This window comes from Polaribacter sp. OB-PA-B3 (assembly GCF_054589375.1).
This window is the reverse complement of record NZ_BAAIIX010000001.1, coordinates 825,315-841,387: the sequence shown is the minus strand read 5'-3', so window position 1 is coordinate 841,387 and position 16,073 is coordinate 825,315. Positions and strand designations below refer to the sequence as shown.

18 protein-coding genes are annotated in these 16,073 nt (G+C 28.8%); 8 read left to right on the top strand and 10 right to left on the bottom strand.

Annotated elements, in window-relative coordinates:
* Positions 1–390, top strand: coding sequence for a DUF423 domain-containing protein (locus tag ACYPV9_RS03590; RefSeq protein ID WP_459741625.1), 390 nt, complete (start codon positions 1–3; stop codon positions 388–390).
* Here ACYPV9_RS03590 and ACYPV9_RS03585 read toward each other — a convergent pair.
* The 6 genes from ACYPV9_RS03585 to ACYPV9_RS03560 form a co-directional block, all read right to left on the bottom strand.
* Entirely contained in the window at positions 387–1,229 is an 843-nt protein-coding gene (locus ACYPV9_RS03585) for a hypothetical protein (protein WP_299061866.1), read from the bottom strand. The genes ACYPV9_RS03590 and ACYPV9_RS03585 overlap by 4 nt on opposite strands.
* A 116-nt stretch (positions 1,230–1,345) precedes the next feature.
* A complete protein-coding gene (locus tag ACYPV9_RS03580; RefSeq protein WP_459741664.1) occupies positions 1,346–2,143 on the bottom strand; it encodes a TPM domain-containing protein in 798 nt (265 codons plus the stop codon).
* Positions 2,144–2,160: 17 nt separating this feature from the next.
* Positions 2,161–2,595: a TPM domain-containing protein gene (locus ACYPV9_RS03575; protein WP_459741623.1), complete on the bottom strand. Its 435-nt coding sequence runs from the start codon at positions 2,593–2,595 to the stop codon at positions 2,161–2,163.
* Positions 2,596–2,598: 3 nt separating this feature from the next.
* Entirely contained in the window at positions 2,599–3,198 is a 600-nt protein-coding gene (locus ACYPV9_RS03570; RefSeq protein WP_299061874.1) for a LemA family protein, read from the bottom strand.
* A 125-nt stretch (positions 3,199–3,323) separates the two neighbouring features.
* Complete coding sequence (locus ACYPV9_RS03565) at positions 3,324–3,653, bottom strand: MerR family transcriptional regulator (protein WP_459741620.1); 330 nt, start codon at positions 3,651–3,653, stop codon at positions 3,324–3,326.
* A 12-nt stretch (positions 3,654–3,665) separates the two neighbouring features.
* Positions 3,666–4,634 carry a M23 family metallopeptidase gene (locus ACYPV9_RS03560; protein WP_299061878.1) on the bottom strand — a complete coding sequence of 323 codons (969 nt, stop codon included), beginning with the start codon at positions 4,632–4,634 and terminating at the stop codon, positions 3,666–3,668.
* Positions 4,635–4,794: 160 nt separating this feature from the next.
* On the opposite strand from ACYPV9_RS03560, the gene alaS reads away from it, so the two are divergent.
* On the top strand, positions 4,795–7,413 hold the full coding sequence (alaS, locus tag ACYPV9_RS03555) for an alanine--tRNA ligase (RefSeq protein ID WP_299061881.1): 2,619 nt from the start codon (positions 4,795–4,797) through the stop codon (positions 7,411–7,413).
* Complete coding sequence (locus ACYPV9_RS03550) at positions 7,414–8,364, top strand: GSCFA domain-containing protein (protein ID WP_459741618.1); 951 nt, start codon at positions 7,414–7,416, stop codon at positions 8,362–8,364. It begins immediately after the preceding gene.
* A 41-nt stretch (positions 8,365–8,405) separates the two neighbouring features.
* Here ACYPV9_RS03550 and ACYPV9_RS03545 read toward each other — a convergent pair whose 3' ends face one another.
* Together ACYPV9_RS03545 and ACYPV9_RS03540 are read right to left on the bottom strand one after the other, a co-directional pair.
* On the bottom strand, positions 8,406–8,852 hold the full coding sequence (locus tag ACYPV9_RS03545; RefSeq protein ID WP_459741616.1) for a hypothetical protein: 447 nt from the start codon (positions 8,850–8,852) through the stop codon (positions 8,406–8,408).
* A 90-nt stretch (positions 8,853–8,942) separates the two neighbouring features.
* Positions 8,943–9,392, bottom strand: coding sequence for a hypothetical protein (locus ACYPV9_RS03540; RefSeq protein ID WP_459741614.1), 450 nt, complete (start codon positions 9,390–9,392; stop codon positions 8,943–8,945).
* Between the two features lie 129 nt (positions 9,393–9,521).
* Here ACYPV9_RS03540 and ACYPV9_RS03535 point away from each other — a divergent pair, with 129 nt between their 5' ends.
* From ACYPV9_RS03535 to ACYPV9_RS03515, 5 genes are all read left to right on the top strand, one after another.
* Positions 9,522–10,583, top strand: a complete 1,062-nt coding sequence (locus ACYPV9_RS03535; protein ID WP_459741612.1) for a hypothetical protein — start codon at positions 9,522–9,524, stop codon at positions 10,581–10,583.
* 202 nt (positions 10,584–10,785) lie between these two features.
* The gene (locus tag ACYPV9_RS03530; protein WP_299061894.1) at positions 10,786–11,064 is read left to right on the top strand and encodes a hypothetical protein; all 279 of its coding nucleotides are present in this window, start codon (positions 10,786–10,788) and stop codon (positions 11,062–11,064) included.
* 7 nt (positions 11,065–11,071) lie between these two features.
* Positions 11,072–12,880 (top strand): tetratricopeptide repeat-containing sensor histidine kinase, encoded by a 1,809-nt coding sequence (locus tag ACYPV9_RS03525; RefSeq protein ID WP_459741610.1) that lies wholly within the window; start codon positions 11,072–11,074, stop codon positions 12,878–12,880.
* Positions 12,881–13,534: a response regulator transcription factor gene (locus ACYPV9_RS03520; protein WP_299061900.1), complete on the top strand. Its 654-nt coding sequence runs from the start codon at positions 12,881–12,883 to the stop codon at positions 13,532–13,534.
* A gap of 49 nt (positions 13,535–13,583) precedes the next feature.
* Positions 13,584–13,970 (top strand): hypothetical protein, encoded by a 387-nt coding sequence (locus ACYPV9_RS03515; RefSeq protein ID WP_299061903.1) that lies wholly within the window; start codon positions 13,584–13,586, stop codon positions 13,968–13,970.
* A gap of 4 nt (positions 13,971–13,974) precedes the next feature.
* Here ACYPV9_RS03515 and ACYPV9_RS03510 read toward each other — a convergent pair whose 3' ends face one another.
* Together ACYPV9_RS03510 and ACYPV9_RS03505 are read right to left on the bottom strand one after the other, a co-directional pair.
* Complete coding sequence (locus ACYPV9_RS03510; protein WP_299061906.1) at positions 13,975–14,283, bottom strand: rhodanese-like domain-containing protein; 309 nt, start codon at positions 14,281–14,283, stop codon at positions 13,975–13,977.
* Positions 14,284–14,301: 18 nt separating this feature from the next.
* On the bottom strand, positions 14,302–16,038 hold the full coding sequence (locus tag ACYPV9_RS03505; protein WP_459741606.1) for an aromatic amino acid hydroxylase: 1,737 nt from the start codon (positions 16,036–16,038) through the stop codon (positions 14,302–14,304).
* Between the last annotated feature and the right edge of the window lie 35 nt (positions 16,039–16,073).

The window sequence follows — 16,073 nt, the reverse complement described above, 5'->3', positions numbered from 1 at the left end:
ATGATATATACAGCAATTTTATTTGGAAGTTTATTTGGATTTTTAGCGATAATATTTGGAGCTTTTGGAGCGCATTTAATAAAAAGGAAATTATCCGAAGAACAATTACAAAGCTTTGAAACGGGTGTAAAATATCAAATGTATCACGCAATTGTTTTGCTCTTTTTAGGCTTTAAACTTAATAGCGAATTAAATATTGATAATTATATAGTATATGCTTTTATAATCGGTGTAATTTTATTTTTATTTTTTATTTATGACTTGGTAATTTCATCAGCAAAAAATAAAAAATTAAAGTTTTTAGGTCCTGTGACTCCTTTAGGCGGTTTGTTTTTATGCTTAGGTTGGGCTTTAATATTATACAAGTTTAGTTTACTATATTTTATCTAAAGCTTTAATTCGTACAAATTACCACCTTTACCATGGGCTTTTTCGTCTGAAATAAGTATGGTATTATTATTCTTAAAAGTTATACTTTCTTTTTGAGACCTATGAGATAAATCTATTTTTCTAACTTTTCCCGATAGAAATTTATCTCCTTTAAAATCAGAAAAAATTAAAACATTTCTTTGAGATAGTAGTGCTACTTTCTTTCCATTGGGAGAAATATCTGCAGAAGTTATCCAACATTCTAAATCTTTACAGTTTTCATAATCATCTACAATTTCTGCAGTGTAAGTTCCTTTTTTAGCAGGTATTTTATATAGAGTTGTTTTACCATAATTACCTTTTACTCTACTTTTTGTTAGAATATATAAGTTCTTATTAAAGTAAAAAAATGCTTCTGTATCAAAATAACGGTCTTTCTTTTTAGGTGGAAATTTATTTTGATCTGGATATTCAAATTCTATTTCATCTACTTCTGCATTTTTCTCATCCAATTCATTTTGCTCAACAATAATAATCGATAAATTTTTTCTTCTATTTAAATTGTTTCCAAAATCTCCAATGTAAATAGTCCCGTTTTCATCCGAAGTTAAATCTTCCCAATCGTGATTTTTAGCTTTAATATAAATTTCTTTTTTAATCTTACCTTTCGAGTTTAAGCCAAATAAAGTTGGTTTATTTCCACCATCATTTATCATCCAAATTAAATCTGATTTAGGTACTATTTCTGTACCAGAAACTTCACTTAACGTTTTTGGTAAGTCTGTAATTATATTTAATTGCCCAAAATTCTGACAACTAATCAAAATTAAAAAACTAAATATCGAAACTATTTTCTTCATTTATTTATGCTTATTATATTATTGAAAAGAATAAAACACTTAAAATTTTAAAATAAAATATTAAGTGTTCTATTTATGTTTAAACTAAATCTTCAAAGAAGGTCTGTAATAGTTGGTTACCAACTTCCTCCTGCTCCACCACCGCTAAAGCCGCCACCACCAAAACCTCCGCCAAAGCCACCTCCGCCGAAACTTCCGCCTCCAGAAGAACCGCCAAAACCGCCACCAAAGCTTCCGCCACCTCTACCGGCGTTACTTAAAATTATAGTATCAAAAATTGTATCGGCTAAAGAACCTCTTCTATGCCTGTTGCCACCACCTCTATTATTTTTATTACCTCTTGAAATTATAATAAAAAAAATGATAATGATTAGAATAAAGAAAATAATTCCTGGATCAAAACCTTTCGATTTGTTTTTACGAGTTCCTTTGTATTCTCCGTTTAATAACTGAAAAATAGTATCAGAGCCCTTGTCTAAACCTTCGTAAAAATTTCCTCTTTTAAACTCTGGTATTATTACATTTCTTGTAATCTCACCAACAATACCTGCTGTTAAAATTGGCTCGATACCATAACCAGGTGCAATCCAGATTTTTTTGTCTTTTTCAGCAAGTAAAATTAATATTCCGTTGTCTTCTTTTTCTTGACCAATCCCCCATTTCTGAGCCCATTTAGGAGCAAGAATACCGATACTTTCATTATTTGTTGATTCTATTACAATTACAACAATTTGTGTTGATGTAGAATCTGAATAACGAACTAATTTGTTTTCTAAATTTGTTTTTTGGCTTGCAGTTAATAAGTTTACATAATCGTAAACACTTGTTTGTTCTTTCGGAATTTCGGGTATGGTAAATTGCCCAAATGAAATTTGAGTTAGAAAAAATAAAAGAAGAAAACTTATGCTTTTAATTGCTTTCAAGAAATTGATTATTTAGAAATTTCATTGGATAATTCATTAATATCATCAGTTTGCCAAGGAAAATGAGTTTTTAATTCTAACCCAGCTTTTAAAATACCATCTATAAGACCTTGCTTAAAGTTTCCTTTTACAAATTGATTTTGAATTACATCTTTTGTAGTATCCCAAAAGTTTTTAGGCACAACATCATTAATGCCTTTATCACCATAAATAACAAATTTATGATCTTTAACAGCTACATAAATTAATACAGCATTGGCATCTTTAGTATTATCCATTTTTAAGAGATGAAACACTTCTAACGCTCTTTTGTAATGTTCTTTATCTGAAGTTGCTTCGATATGAACACGTATTTCGCCAGAAGTATTTGTCTCTGCTGTTCTAATTGCAGAAATAATTTCTTTTTCTTCTGCTGGTGTAAGAAATTCTTCTACTTTAGACATCTTTTATTTTTTACTAAAATCTACTTTAACTGGTTTTTCTGCGCCTGCTTCTGCTTGAAAATATGGTTTCCCTTCAAAATTAAACCAACCTGCTAAAATTGAATTAGGAAATTTCTTAACGTGATTGTTATAAGGTTTTATTTTCTCATTAAAACGAGTTCTTGCAGTTAAAATTTGGTTTTCTGTACTTGCCAATTCATCTTGTAACTTTAAAAAGTTCTCGTTTGCTTTTAACTCTGGATATCTCTCTACTGTTACCAATAAACTTTTTAAAGCACCACTTAAACCTCCTTGTACTTTATTAAATTGTGCCAATTGCTCTGGGGTTATGTTAGAAGGATCGATATTTACAGAAGTTGCTTTTGCTCTTGCTTCTATTACTTCTACCAATGTACCTCTTTCATAATCTGCTGCACCTTGCACAGTATTTACTAAGTTACCAATTAAATCGTTTCTTCTTTGATAAGACGTTTCTACGTTTGCCCAAGATTCTGAAACACTTTCATTTAATTCTATTGCCGTATTATTAAAACCTACAGCCCATTTATAAACACCAAATACTATTACTAATATAACAATTACTGGTACTAACCATTTTTTCATAATTTCTGTTTTTAAAGTTTTTTAGTTGATTTTTAATCGATTTTCACAAATTTACCTAATATTCTTAAGAATATAAAGTAGTTATTTACTTTATCTAATTGTTAGACACGTAAAATTTAAAAGTGTTACAACTGATTTTTAATTTTAATCAATTCTGCTTTTACACATTCTAATCTGCTAATAATTTCGTGATTGTGAATTGTAGAATCTGGATTCTTCTTTAATTTTTGTTTTGCACCCTCTAAAGTAAATCCTCTTTCTTTTACTAAATTAAAAATTAGTTTAAAATTACGAATATCATCCGCAGTAAAAAGTCGGTTACCTTTTGCGTTTTTTTTTGGTTTAATAATATCGAATTCTTTTTCCCAAAAACGAATTAAAGACGTATTTACATCAAATGCTTTGGCAACTTCACCTATTTTGTAGTAACGCTTTTCTGGTAAATCTATATGCATTTTATAGCGATTTTAATCGTAAGATTGTCCTTCTTCTTCTGCCGCTTTTTGCATTGCAGCAAACTCTTCTGGCGTTAAATCTCCGTAGTAAAAATTAATAGGATTTACAGCTCTATCATTCTTATGAACTTCGTAATGCAAGTGAGCAGAAACAGATCTACCTGTATTACCAACATAACCAATTAAATCGCCACGCTTTACTTTTTGTCCTTTTCTTGCTTTCATTTTACTCATGTGAGCATAAATGGTTTTATAACCATAACCATGATCTATGTAAATAACTTTACCAAAAGTAGCACTTCTTTCTGCTCTAATAACTTTACCGTTACCAGAAGCGTATATAGGTGTACCAACTGGTGCGGTAAAATCCATACCTTTATGAAATTTACGAATCTTTAAAATAGGATGCATTCTCCATTTATAACCAGACGCCATTCTTGTTAAATCTACTAACTTTACAGGTAAAATTGCTGGTATAGCTGCCAGCATTTTCTCTTTTTCTTTTGCTAAAACAACAATTTCGTCTAAGGATTTAGATTGCACCACAAGTTGCTTCGATAAAATATCTACATTTTTAGTTAAATCTGTTATTAGTTTAGAGTTGTCATAACCTTGTAGACTTTTGTATCTGTTAACACCACCAAAACCTGCTTTTCTTTGCTCTTCTGGTATTGGGTTTGCTTCAAAATAAACTCTGTAAATATTGTTGTCTCTTTCTTGCAACTGTGCTAAAATTGCAGAACTTTCTTCTACTCTTTTCGATAATAAATCTAAATTTAACTGTAAATTTTCATTTTCTCTGTTTAACGCTCTTTCATTAGGCGACATAATAAATTGGCTAAAAACTATAAATCCAATAAATCCGTTTAATAAAATAGCCAAAAAAACAAAAATTGTTTTCTTGTAGTAATCACTTTTCTTAACAGCAATTTTTCTGTAAGAAAGTGTATCTGCATCGTAATAATATTTTACTTTTGCCATAATTGTAAATGTACTATTTTTGTTTTCTTAAATTTGATTTTAGTGAAAATTTCATTTTTAAGAACTCGCTAATTTACAAAATGTTTTACAACTGCTTTTTAAAACAGTTGTTTTATAGATATATTAACATATTATAAACAATCTAGAAACTTCTTTCTTTATGAAATCTCAAGATATTCGTGCTACATTTTTAAACTTTTTTAAGGAAAAATCTCACCTTATTGTGCCGTCTGCACCAATGGTTACCAAAGACGACCCAACATTAATGTTTGTAAATTCTGGAATGGCACCTTTTAAAGAATTTTTTCTAGGTAATGGAACTCCAAAAAACAACAGAATTACAGATTCGCAAAAATGCTTGCGTGTTTCTGGTAAGCACAACGATTTAGAAGAAGTTGGTTACGATACCTACCATCATACATTATTTGAAATGTTGGGTAATTGGTCTTTTGGAGATTATTTTAAGAAAGATGCTATCGCTTGGGCTTGGGAATTGTTAACCGAAGTTTATAAAATTGACAAAGACATTTTATACGTTACCGTTTTTGAAGGCTCTGATGATAAAGACAATTTAAAATTAGATACAGAAGCTTATGATATCTGGAAACAGTATATTGATGAAGACAGAATTTTAAAAGGAAATAAAAAAGATAACTTCTGGGAAATGGGAGAACAAGGACCTTGCGGACCTTGCTCTGAGATTCATGTAGATATTCGTTCTGCAGAAGAGAAAGCAAAAGTTGATGGTAGAACTTTAATTAATGAAGATCATCCGCATGTTGTAGAAATCTGGAACTTAGTTTTTATGCAGTTCAATAGAAAAGCAAACGGAACTTTAGAAGAATTACCAAACAAACATATAGACACTGGTATGGGGTTTGAACGTTTATGTATGGTTTTACAAAACGTACAATCTAATTACGATACAGATGTGTTTAAACCAATTATTAGCGAAATTGGTACCATTACAAATACATCTTACGGCAAAAACGAAAAACAAGACATTGCAACACGTGTAATTTCAGATCATGTTAGAGCAGTTGCTTTTTCTATTGCCGATGGACAATTACCAAGTAATACAGGTGCAGGTTACGTTATTCGTAGAATTCTAAGAAGAGCTATTAGGTACGGATTTACATTTTTGAACAAAAAAGACCCTTTTATTTATAGACTTGTAGAAGTTTTAAGCAATAAAATGGGAGAAGCTTTTCCGGAGATTAAAGCCCAAAAACAACTCATAGAAAATGTAATTAGAGAAGAAGAAGCTTCTTTCTTAAAAACTCTAGACAAAGGATTGCTTTTATTAGACGGAATTATCGATGCTTCTAAAACCAAAGAAATTTCTGGAGAAAAAGTATTCGAATTGTATGATACTTTTGGTTTTCCTATTGATTTAACAGCTTTAATTTTATCTGAAAAAGGATATACTTTAGATGAAAACGGCTTTAAAGAAGAACTTCAAAAACAAAAAAATAGATCTAGAGCTGCAAGTGAAAGCTCTACAGAAGATTGGGTAGTTTTAATTGATGACAAAGAAGAAGAATTTATTGGTTACGATTATTTAGAGGCTGATGTAAAAATTACCAAGTATAGAAAAGTAACTTCGAAGAAAAACGGCGAAATGTTTCAATTAGCCTTTAATTTAACACCTTTTTACCCTGAAGGTGGTGGACAAGTTGGCGACAAAGGTTATTTAGAAGATACTCACGGTGATGTAGTTTATATTTTAGATACTAAAAAAGAAAACAACTTAATTATACATTTTACCAAGAATTTACCAAAGCATTTAAACGAGAGTTTTAAAGCTGTTGTAGATAAAAAACAACGTTACAGAACAGAATGTAATCATACGGCAACACATTTATTGCATCAAGCATTAAGAGAAGTATTAGGAACTCATGTAGAGCAAAAAGGCTCTGCTGTACATTCAAAATATTTACGTTTCGATTTTTCTCACTTCTCTAAATTAACTGCGGATGAGTTACGTGATGTAGAAGACTTTGTGAATGCTCGAATTTCTGGAAAACTACCTTTAGTAGAAAAAAGAAATATACCAATGCAACAAGCTTTAGATGATGGTGCAATGGCTTTATTTGGAGAAAAATATGGCGATACTGTTAGAGCAATTAAATTTGGTAAATCTGTAGAATTATGTGGTGGTACACACGTAAAAAACACAGGAGACATTTGGCATTTCAAAATTAAATCTGAAGGTGCTGTTGCCTCTGGAATAAGAAGAATAGAAGCCATAACAAATGATGCTGTAAAGGATTTCTATTTCGAAAACAATAGAACATTATTCGAAATTAAAGATTTACTTAACAACGCTAAAGAACCTGTAAAAGCAGTTTTAAAATTGCAAGAAGATAATGCGTCGCTACAAAAACAAATAGAGCAACTTCTAAAAGAAAAAGCACAAAATTTATCCGGAGAAATTAAGAATAATCTTAAAGAGATTAACGGAGTGCAATTTTTAGCTACTAAAGTAGATTTAGATGCTAACGGCATTAAAAACTTAGCTTTTAGCTTAGGTAAAGAAGCAGATAATTTATTTTTATTGTTTGCAACTGCTCCTTCTAAAGACAAAGCAATGTTAACGTGTTATATTTCTAAAGAATTAGCAAAAGAACGTGGTTACGATGCTGGTAAAGTTGTTAGAGAATTAGGTAAATTAATTCAAGGTGGCGGTGGTGGCCAAAACTTTTTTGCAACTGCTGGTGGTAAAAATCCTGGTGGAATTCCGAAAGCATTAGACAAAGCAAAAGATTATTTAGTATAAATGATTTTTCAGACGCAAATACCAATTAAAAGAGAAGAGAATAATCTTATTTCTTATTATTCTAAAACCCTTTTAATTGGTTCTTGTTTTTCAGAAAACATTGGTAATAAGCTTGCTTTCTATAAGTTTCAAACACATCAAAATCCATTTGGTATTTTATTTCATCCGAAGGCAATAGAGAATTTAATTTCTAGAGCTATCAAAAGTGAATATTATATCGAAAAAGATTTGGTTTTTAACAACGAAAGATGGCATTGTTTAGATGCACACTCTAGTTTAAGTGCTGCGGATAAAAACACACTACTACACAATTTAAATTCAGCTTTAGAAAACACTAAAACTTATTTAGAAAACGCATCTCACATTATTATGACACTAGGCACTTCTTGGGTGTATCGTTATCTAGAAAATGATTGTATTGTAGCAAATTGTCATAAAATTCCGCAGAAAAAGTTCTCTAAAGATTTGCTTTCTATTGATGAAATAACTTCAACTTTAAAGAATATAACTGCTCTTATAAGTTCAATTAACAAGAAGGCTAACATCATTTTTACAGTTTCTCCTGTTAGGCATTTAAAAGATGGTTTTATCGAAAATAACAGAAGTAAAGCTCATTTAATTAGTGCGGTACATGCTACTGTAAATTCTGAAATGAATTCACATTATTTTCCATCTTTTGAAATTGTAGTAGATGAATTGAGAGATTATCGTTTTTACAATGAAGATATGATTCATCCCAACAATATGGCAATAAATCATATTTGGAATAAATTTACAGCAACTTGGTTTTCGGAAGACACCGAACCCGTTATGAAAGTTGTTGAAACAATTCAGCGAGGAATTGCACACAGACCTTTTAATGAAGCTTCTGAACAACATCAAAAATTTTTAAAAAATCTGCAACTAAAAATGAAGCAGCTATCTTCAAAGTTTCCTTTTATTAAATTTTAAAAAAGCTTACCGAAAAATATTCTCGATAAGCTTTTAATTAATTAAAATAATCCAATTCTTACTCTTGGCACACCAACTCTTACACTTGTTCGTGTTCTATATCTAGGTTGACTTCTATACTCGTAACTGTAATAATATCTTGTGTGATTGTGGTAATAATAACCATGATGACAATGTAAATCGCAATGATTGTGATGTTCTGCATAAGCATCTCTTTTACCTTGCATATAGGCTTCGTATGCTTCTTTGTCTTTTTTCTTTAACTCTTTTTCGTAGGCTTTTTGTTCTTTCCAGAATTTTTTTTCCTCTTTTTTAGATTTAGCCTCATATTGTTGTTCGAATTTGGCATCTTCTTTAGCTCTTTTTTGATAGTAAGCCGTTTTAGACAATTCTTTATTTTCTGATGACTCCTCTTTTTGTTCTTGAGCATTCAATAATCCGAAGGTAAAAAAAGCGGTAATTGTTGCTATTAATTTGATTGTTTTCATAATTTAAAAATTTATAAATTCTAATACATAATTTCTATTATCTATTAGTAAAACAACTTAAACTTAATTTACCCTACCTTTACAGAAACTTTAATAGCTTACATCTGTAAATCTAGCACTTATAGTATAATCAAACGCCTGACTATTATTATTGCTTTCGGCATTAAAATCAAAATGGCCAGACATTTTTCTATTTTCTTCATCTAATTTAGTTATCATAAAGAGGCCAGACTTTACTTTGTTTAAATTGTTAAACCAAACAGTTACTTCTCCGTTTGCGTAAGAATAAGTAACGTTCTCTTTAAGATTTTCTTCATTAATTAATAAATCTACAGCACCTGTAGCATAACCAAAACCTATTTGTAATCGACCTGCTTTTATTTGAGATTTTGCATGCGCACATTTTTCATCTCCATTTAATATAACAGTAGCATTTTTATCACAAGAAAAATCATCTTCTCCATCGTCAAACAAAGATTCGCATGAACATAGACAAATTAACACAGAAAAAATCAATACACTTTTAGTAATTACTTTCATAATAATATTTTTAAAATTAGTTGATACAAAGGTTGTTATAATTTCAAATTTTAGAAATACGTCATTTGCCGTATTGTAAAAACTAAGCCTTTTTATGAGTTTTGCTACGTAACTTTAAAATATTATGAAATGAAAAAAATTATTCTTTTATCAATCGCAATTTGCCTTAGCTTTACTTTTACTGCTCAAGAATTACAAAATTTTAAACCGAAAAACTATACCTACGGATTAAAAAATCTTAGAAAAAATCCTAAAAAAATATATATAGCAAATTTTAACGTGAACATACAAGTTTATAAAGATGCACAAGATAAAAAAGTAGGAAGTAAAGATTATAGAAAGGGAAAAGTAGTGGGTGATGCAAAAGCTGTTGCTGCAGTTGGTTTGGGTACTTTAGATAAAAAACTAGTTCAACGAAAAGTAAACCAGCTTTATAATGATTATTTAACAGAATTAAAAAATAATGGTTTTGAGGTTATCTCATCTGAAGTTGCTGGAAAAACTAGTAGCTATGATGGATGGACAAAAGCAGAAGGTCCGTTTGTAAAAGAATCTGAAATTCCTGGTGTTGTTAAAATAGTTCCTGAAAATTATAGCTATTACTACAAAGAACAAAGTAAATTTAAAAATAAACTATTTAAGAAATTAAGAGTAAACGCAAATATTTCTTCTACAATCTCTAAAGAATTAGATAATGCATTGGTAAGTGATATTGAGTTATACTTTCTTTTTACAGAAGATGGTGCTAAAGACTGGTTAAAAGGAAACGCTGCCAAGGTAAAAATTAATGTAAACTATAGATTAATAAATGCTACTGCTATTACTAATATTAAAAAAAATAAAGGCCTATTTTCAGTGGGTAGTAAAACAACAGATCGTGTAAATAGTAGAGTAGATTTTACTCAAGGAAAAAATAATATTGGAGGAAGTGCTTTAAGTTTTTATTCTGGAATACTAAAAAACGATTTAGAAATAAGCGGAGTAATGAAAAAAGAAAAAATAGTTGCATACCAAAGACAAGATACTGATAGGATTACATCTTTTAAGAACTTTGCAATAGCAGAAGACAAAACAAGTAAAAACGTAAACATAATTAATGTGGATTCAAATAAATTTTCTGAAGGATTTTACATGGCAGGTAAAGAATTTATCTTTTATCATCTAAATGAAGTGTTAAAAAACTATAAATAAATTACAACGTGTTTACACAACCATTGTAATAAACTCACAATTAAACAATTAAACAATTAATTTTTTTTTTAAAAAAATTAATAATTAGGAGAATCCTCCCGTAACTCATACAAAATATAAACAATTGTATTTTAGGGTTACAGATGGCTGTAGTTTTTAAAACTGCAGTCATCTCCTTTTTTTAAATTAAAAAAAACCATGTATGATAATTATTACTAAACTCTTACTGCTCATAAATATTACACTAATAGTTTTCTTGATATTGGTGTTATACAAATACATTATAGCAGCTAAAGCATTACATACAAGTCAATTAAATTATTTATTTTTAGAAATTGAAAAAGAAAAGATAATTTCAGAAGATTTAGAAAAAGTAAAACCTTCATTAATAAAAGTAAAAAACAATACTCAGATTAAGTTAAATACAATTAAGGTACAATTATTAAATATTAGCTTTTCTATATCTGAAGTCTTAAAATAATACATAAATGCAAAAGTTTTACATTCTATTAATATTCTTTAGTTACAATATTACTTTTTGTCAACACAAATTAGACAGCATTTTACAATTAGAAAATAAGATTTCAAACGAAAAATTTTTAGAATTAGTTTTTAGTTTAAATTTTGAACAAGCCGTATTAAATCCTAAAAAACTTTTAAAATTATCTAAAAAAGCAACAGATATAGCTGTATTAATTAAAAATGATTCTTTAATTGCCAAATCTTATCGCTTACAATCATTAGCCTATCATTATACTTCTAGTTATGAGTTATCTATAGAAAATACAATAAAAGCAGCCAAAATATTTGAAAATAATAATGATATAGACAATTATGCTTTTTCTTACATAGAACTTGGTTGGAGATTGAAATATATAGACATAATTAAAGCTTTAGAATACATGAATAAAGGCATTTTAACTTTGGAAGTTAATAATCCTAAAGCAAAAAATCTAGTAGAAGGCTACAATAATTACGGAACATTAAAATTATTAAATAATGAAAAAGATAGTGCTTTATATTTCCATAACAAGTCTTTAAAATTGGCTAAATCAATTAATGATCAAATAGGTATACCCTTTGCTTATTCGAACATTGCGAATATCTACTTAAAACAAAGTGAATATACAAATGCTAAAAAATATTTAGATTCTGCATTTCATATCAGAAAAAAAAGAAAAGACTTTTATGGCATTACTGATTCTTACTTGTACTATGGTGATTTATTTTATCATAAAAAAGAGTTTCAAAAAGCAATAACAGACTATAAAAAAGCTTTAATACTATCAAAAAACAACAATTATTTTCCTCTTAAAAAATATGCTTTAGAATTACTTTACAAGTCTTATGATTCTTTAAATGATTATAGAAATTCTTTAAAATATTTTAAAGAATTTTCTAAAATGAAAGATTCGATCAATAATGTTTCTAAAATTAATAAGATTAATGAGTTACAAATTAAATTTGATACTTCTAACAAAGAAAAAAAAATTATTGAACAACAACTTACTATCAAAAATAGAAATCTATATGCCATTCTTTTGGCATCTGCTTTGTTAATTTTAGCAATTATCTTTTTCTCTGTTTACCAAAGAGATGAATTAAAAAAGAAACAGTTACAAAAAGAAATAGATTTAAAAGATGCACTTTCTAAAATAAAAACACAAAATAGGTTACAAGAACAGCGTTTAAGAATCTCTAGAGATTTGCACGACAATATTGGCTCTCAACTAACATTTATTATTTCATCAATAGATAATTTAAAATACATATCTAAAGATGCAAATCAAAAATTAAAAGATAAATTATCAACTATTAGTTCTTTTACAGGAGATACTATTCATCAATTAAGAGATACTATTTGGGCAATGAATAAAAGTGAAATTACTGCAGAAGACTTACATGCCAGAATTTTATCATTTATAGAAAAAGCTAAAATTGCCACTCAAAACATAGAGTTTTTGGTTGATTTTAATATCAATAAAAGTGAAACTTTTACTTCTTTAGAAGGCATGAATTTGTTTAGAGTTATACAAGAAGCTATTAACAACACTATAAAATATGCAAACGCATCTAAAATTGAAATTAATCTCAATAAAAAACAAAATACTTTTGAGATTTCTATAATTGATAACGGAATAGGTTTCGATATAAAAACTGTTAATTTAGGTAACGGTTTATCTAATATAGAAAAAAGAATAAGTGAAATCAACGGTAAGGTTCAGATAATCTCTAAAAAAGAAAAAGGTACAGAAATAAAAATTCTAATTACCAGCAATTTTATAAATAATAACTAAATGGGCTTAAAAATCTCTATTGCAGAAGACAATTACTTTCTATTAAAAGCAATTAAAGAAAAACTATCTTTTTTTGATGAAATTATTGTAAAATTTGATGCTAAAAATGGTGCTGAATTAATTGGTAAGTTAGAAGAAAACCACAATATTGATGTTATTTTAATGGATATTCAAATGCCAGTAATGGATGGTATAAAAGCCACTGAATTAATTAAAAACAAATATCCGCACATTAAAATAATTATGTTAACCGTTTTAGATGATGATAATTACATTTTTAAAGCTATAAAATCGGGTGCAAACGGCTACTTATTAAAAGAAACAAACCCAGAAACCTTATACAAAAGTATTGTAGAGGTAATTAAAGGTGGCGCACCAATGACACCAAGTATTGCTTTAAAAACCTTAAATTTATTAAGAAATACAAATTTACCGGAAACTAAAAATATTTCTAACAATAATTATAAATTATCTAAAAGAGAAATAGAAATTTTGGTGCAACTTAGTAAAGGATTAAATTATAATTTAATAGCAGACAATTTAATTATTTCTCCAGCCACAGTAAGAAAACACATCGAAAATATCTATAAGAAACTACAAGTACACAGCAAAGTAGAAGCTGTTTTAAAAGCTCAGAAAAGAAACTTAATTTAGTACATTAATATTTTGTACCTTTAAATCTAGTAAAACTTATTGCTAAAGTATGATTAGAAAAATTTTTATAGGTTTAATTTCTGGTGCATTGGTTGGTATTTTTGTTTCTGCAATTATACAACCAACTACAACCGAATTAATAGAATTATTTTTAACTAAAATTACTGCTACTGCAATAATTACTGGTGGTTTAGGCGGCGTTTACGCGCATTTATCTAAATCTAAATTACAAGTATTTTTTGTACTTATAATTATTGGTATAATTACCTTTTATTTAAAGCGTATAATTACAGGCCAAAACTTAGATGCTTTAACTATGGGAGCATTTGTAGGTGCAATGCTCGGTGGCATTTTTGCAATAATTAGAAAAATAAAACACACTTACATAATTTACATGAAATTACGTAAGCGTAGAAGAAAAGGATTTGGTAAATAAATAATTATAGCTCTTTTGCCACATTTTGCCAAGGACCTCCATTGATGACATCAACACCATTTTGAGCTAAAAACTGAGCTGCTTGCCCACTTCTACCTCCACTTCTACAAACTGCAATTACAGGTTTGTTCCAAGATTTTATTTGCTCTATTTCTAACGGAATTAAATTTAAAACAATGTGTTTAGAAGATTCTATATGTCCTTCATTCCATTCTTCTAAAGTTCTAACATCTAAAATTACAGCATCTTTTTGTAAATATTCTTTAATTTCTGCACTCATATCATTTCTTTTAAACATGCTAAATAAGCCCATGTTATGTTGTTATTTTGATTAATGACACAAAGCTAAACCATTTTCTATCAATTTTGTGTAACTATTATTACTTTTTAAAACCTCTAAAGAATTTAGAATATTTTTTTGAATGCTTAAATTATATGCTATTGCTAATTCATACAACTCTAAAAGCAACAACCAATCATTTTTGTAATTATTTAAAAGGTCATTATAAATAGATTCAATTTCTTTTTCTGATACCTTTTTTGTAGTTCTAATTTCTCTTACTTTACTGTATAGACTATACAATCTCTTTTGATCATCAGAATACTTAATTTTATGTGTTTTTGTTTTTGATACTTCAGTTGTATCTTCAAAAGAATTGATATCTGCTGCACCAGCATAAGCCGAAACAACATCTTTACCAACAGCCATATCATAAATTCCCCATTCTGGTTGAAACAAAACCTTATCGTTGTGAGTAACTGTACAGTTTTCAAAAGAAATTATTAATATTTTTCCTTTTAAATCTCTTGTACCAGTAATTACATTTCCAACCACTTTTAAACCACCTTCAAACTCTAAAGTAATTGTTTTGCCTTCATAAATTTGGTAAGCTTCTAAATCTCTCGGACTCATGTTTTCTATAGGAATATTAATTCCTTTTAACTTACCAATTGGGCTACCAAAACCATCTGCGTGTTTTTCTATACCATGACCAATTAACTCTTTATCTCTATTAGACAAAGCTGTTGGCCCTGTTGTTTGAAAGTAAATTGGTTTGCTATTTTCATCAGCAATAACATTTGTAAAAACACCAGAAATTTGAATACCCGTACTAAGTTCAATCGTACCAAGGTTTTTAGATTCTATCAGTTTTCTTAAACCAGATAAACCTCCTTTTCTAATTGCCATTTTATTGGCAAATTGTTCTAAAACTAAACTCAAATGAGCAAAATCTGGAGTTACAAATAATTGTGGTTGTGGTTTTGTAATATCAAAATTAATATTTGCAGCTTCGATAGAATATGGCTTTTTAACAACCTCATCTTTCATACACCATGCACTTTCACCTATAGAAGAAAGCAAACCAGCTCCATAAATGTTAGGGTTTTCTAGAGTTCCTATCAATCCGTACTCAACAGTCCACCAATGTAAGTTTCTTATCTGTGCCATTTCAGATAATTCACCCATATTTTCTTGCAAATATTCTACTCTTTCTTGCGCCTCTGTAATCTCTTTTTCAGAAGAATTTGGATCTTCCTTTAAAATAGATAATAGTCGAATTGCTTCATACATTTCATAATCTTTGGCAGAAGAAATTGCTTTACATCCTATTTCACCAAATCTTCTTAAATACTCAGCATATTCTGGGTTTGCAATTATTGGCGCATGACCAGCAGCTTCATGAATAATGTCTGGTGCAGGCGTATATTCTATATGATTTATAGTTCTCATGTCTGATGCAATTACCAAAACATTATATGCTTGAAATTCCATAAAAGCATTTGGTGGTATAAATCCGTCTACGGAAACTGCAGCCCAACCTATGTCTTTTAGAATACGATTCATACCTTCCATGTGTGGTATAACCTCTGTAGAAATTCCTGTTTTATCCAATCCTTTTATATAAGAATTATGCGCAACTTTGCTTAAATAATCAACATTAATTCTCATTACATAACGCCAAACTGCTTGGTTTTGCGCTGTATATTCGTCATAAGGTTGTTTAACTACAAACTTATGTAAGTGTTTTGGTAACTTTTTTGTGACATCATTCAATTGAAACTGCATATTCTTCTATTTATTGAATTATTCTTACAAAATTA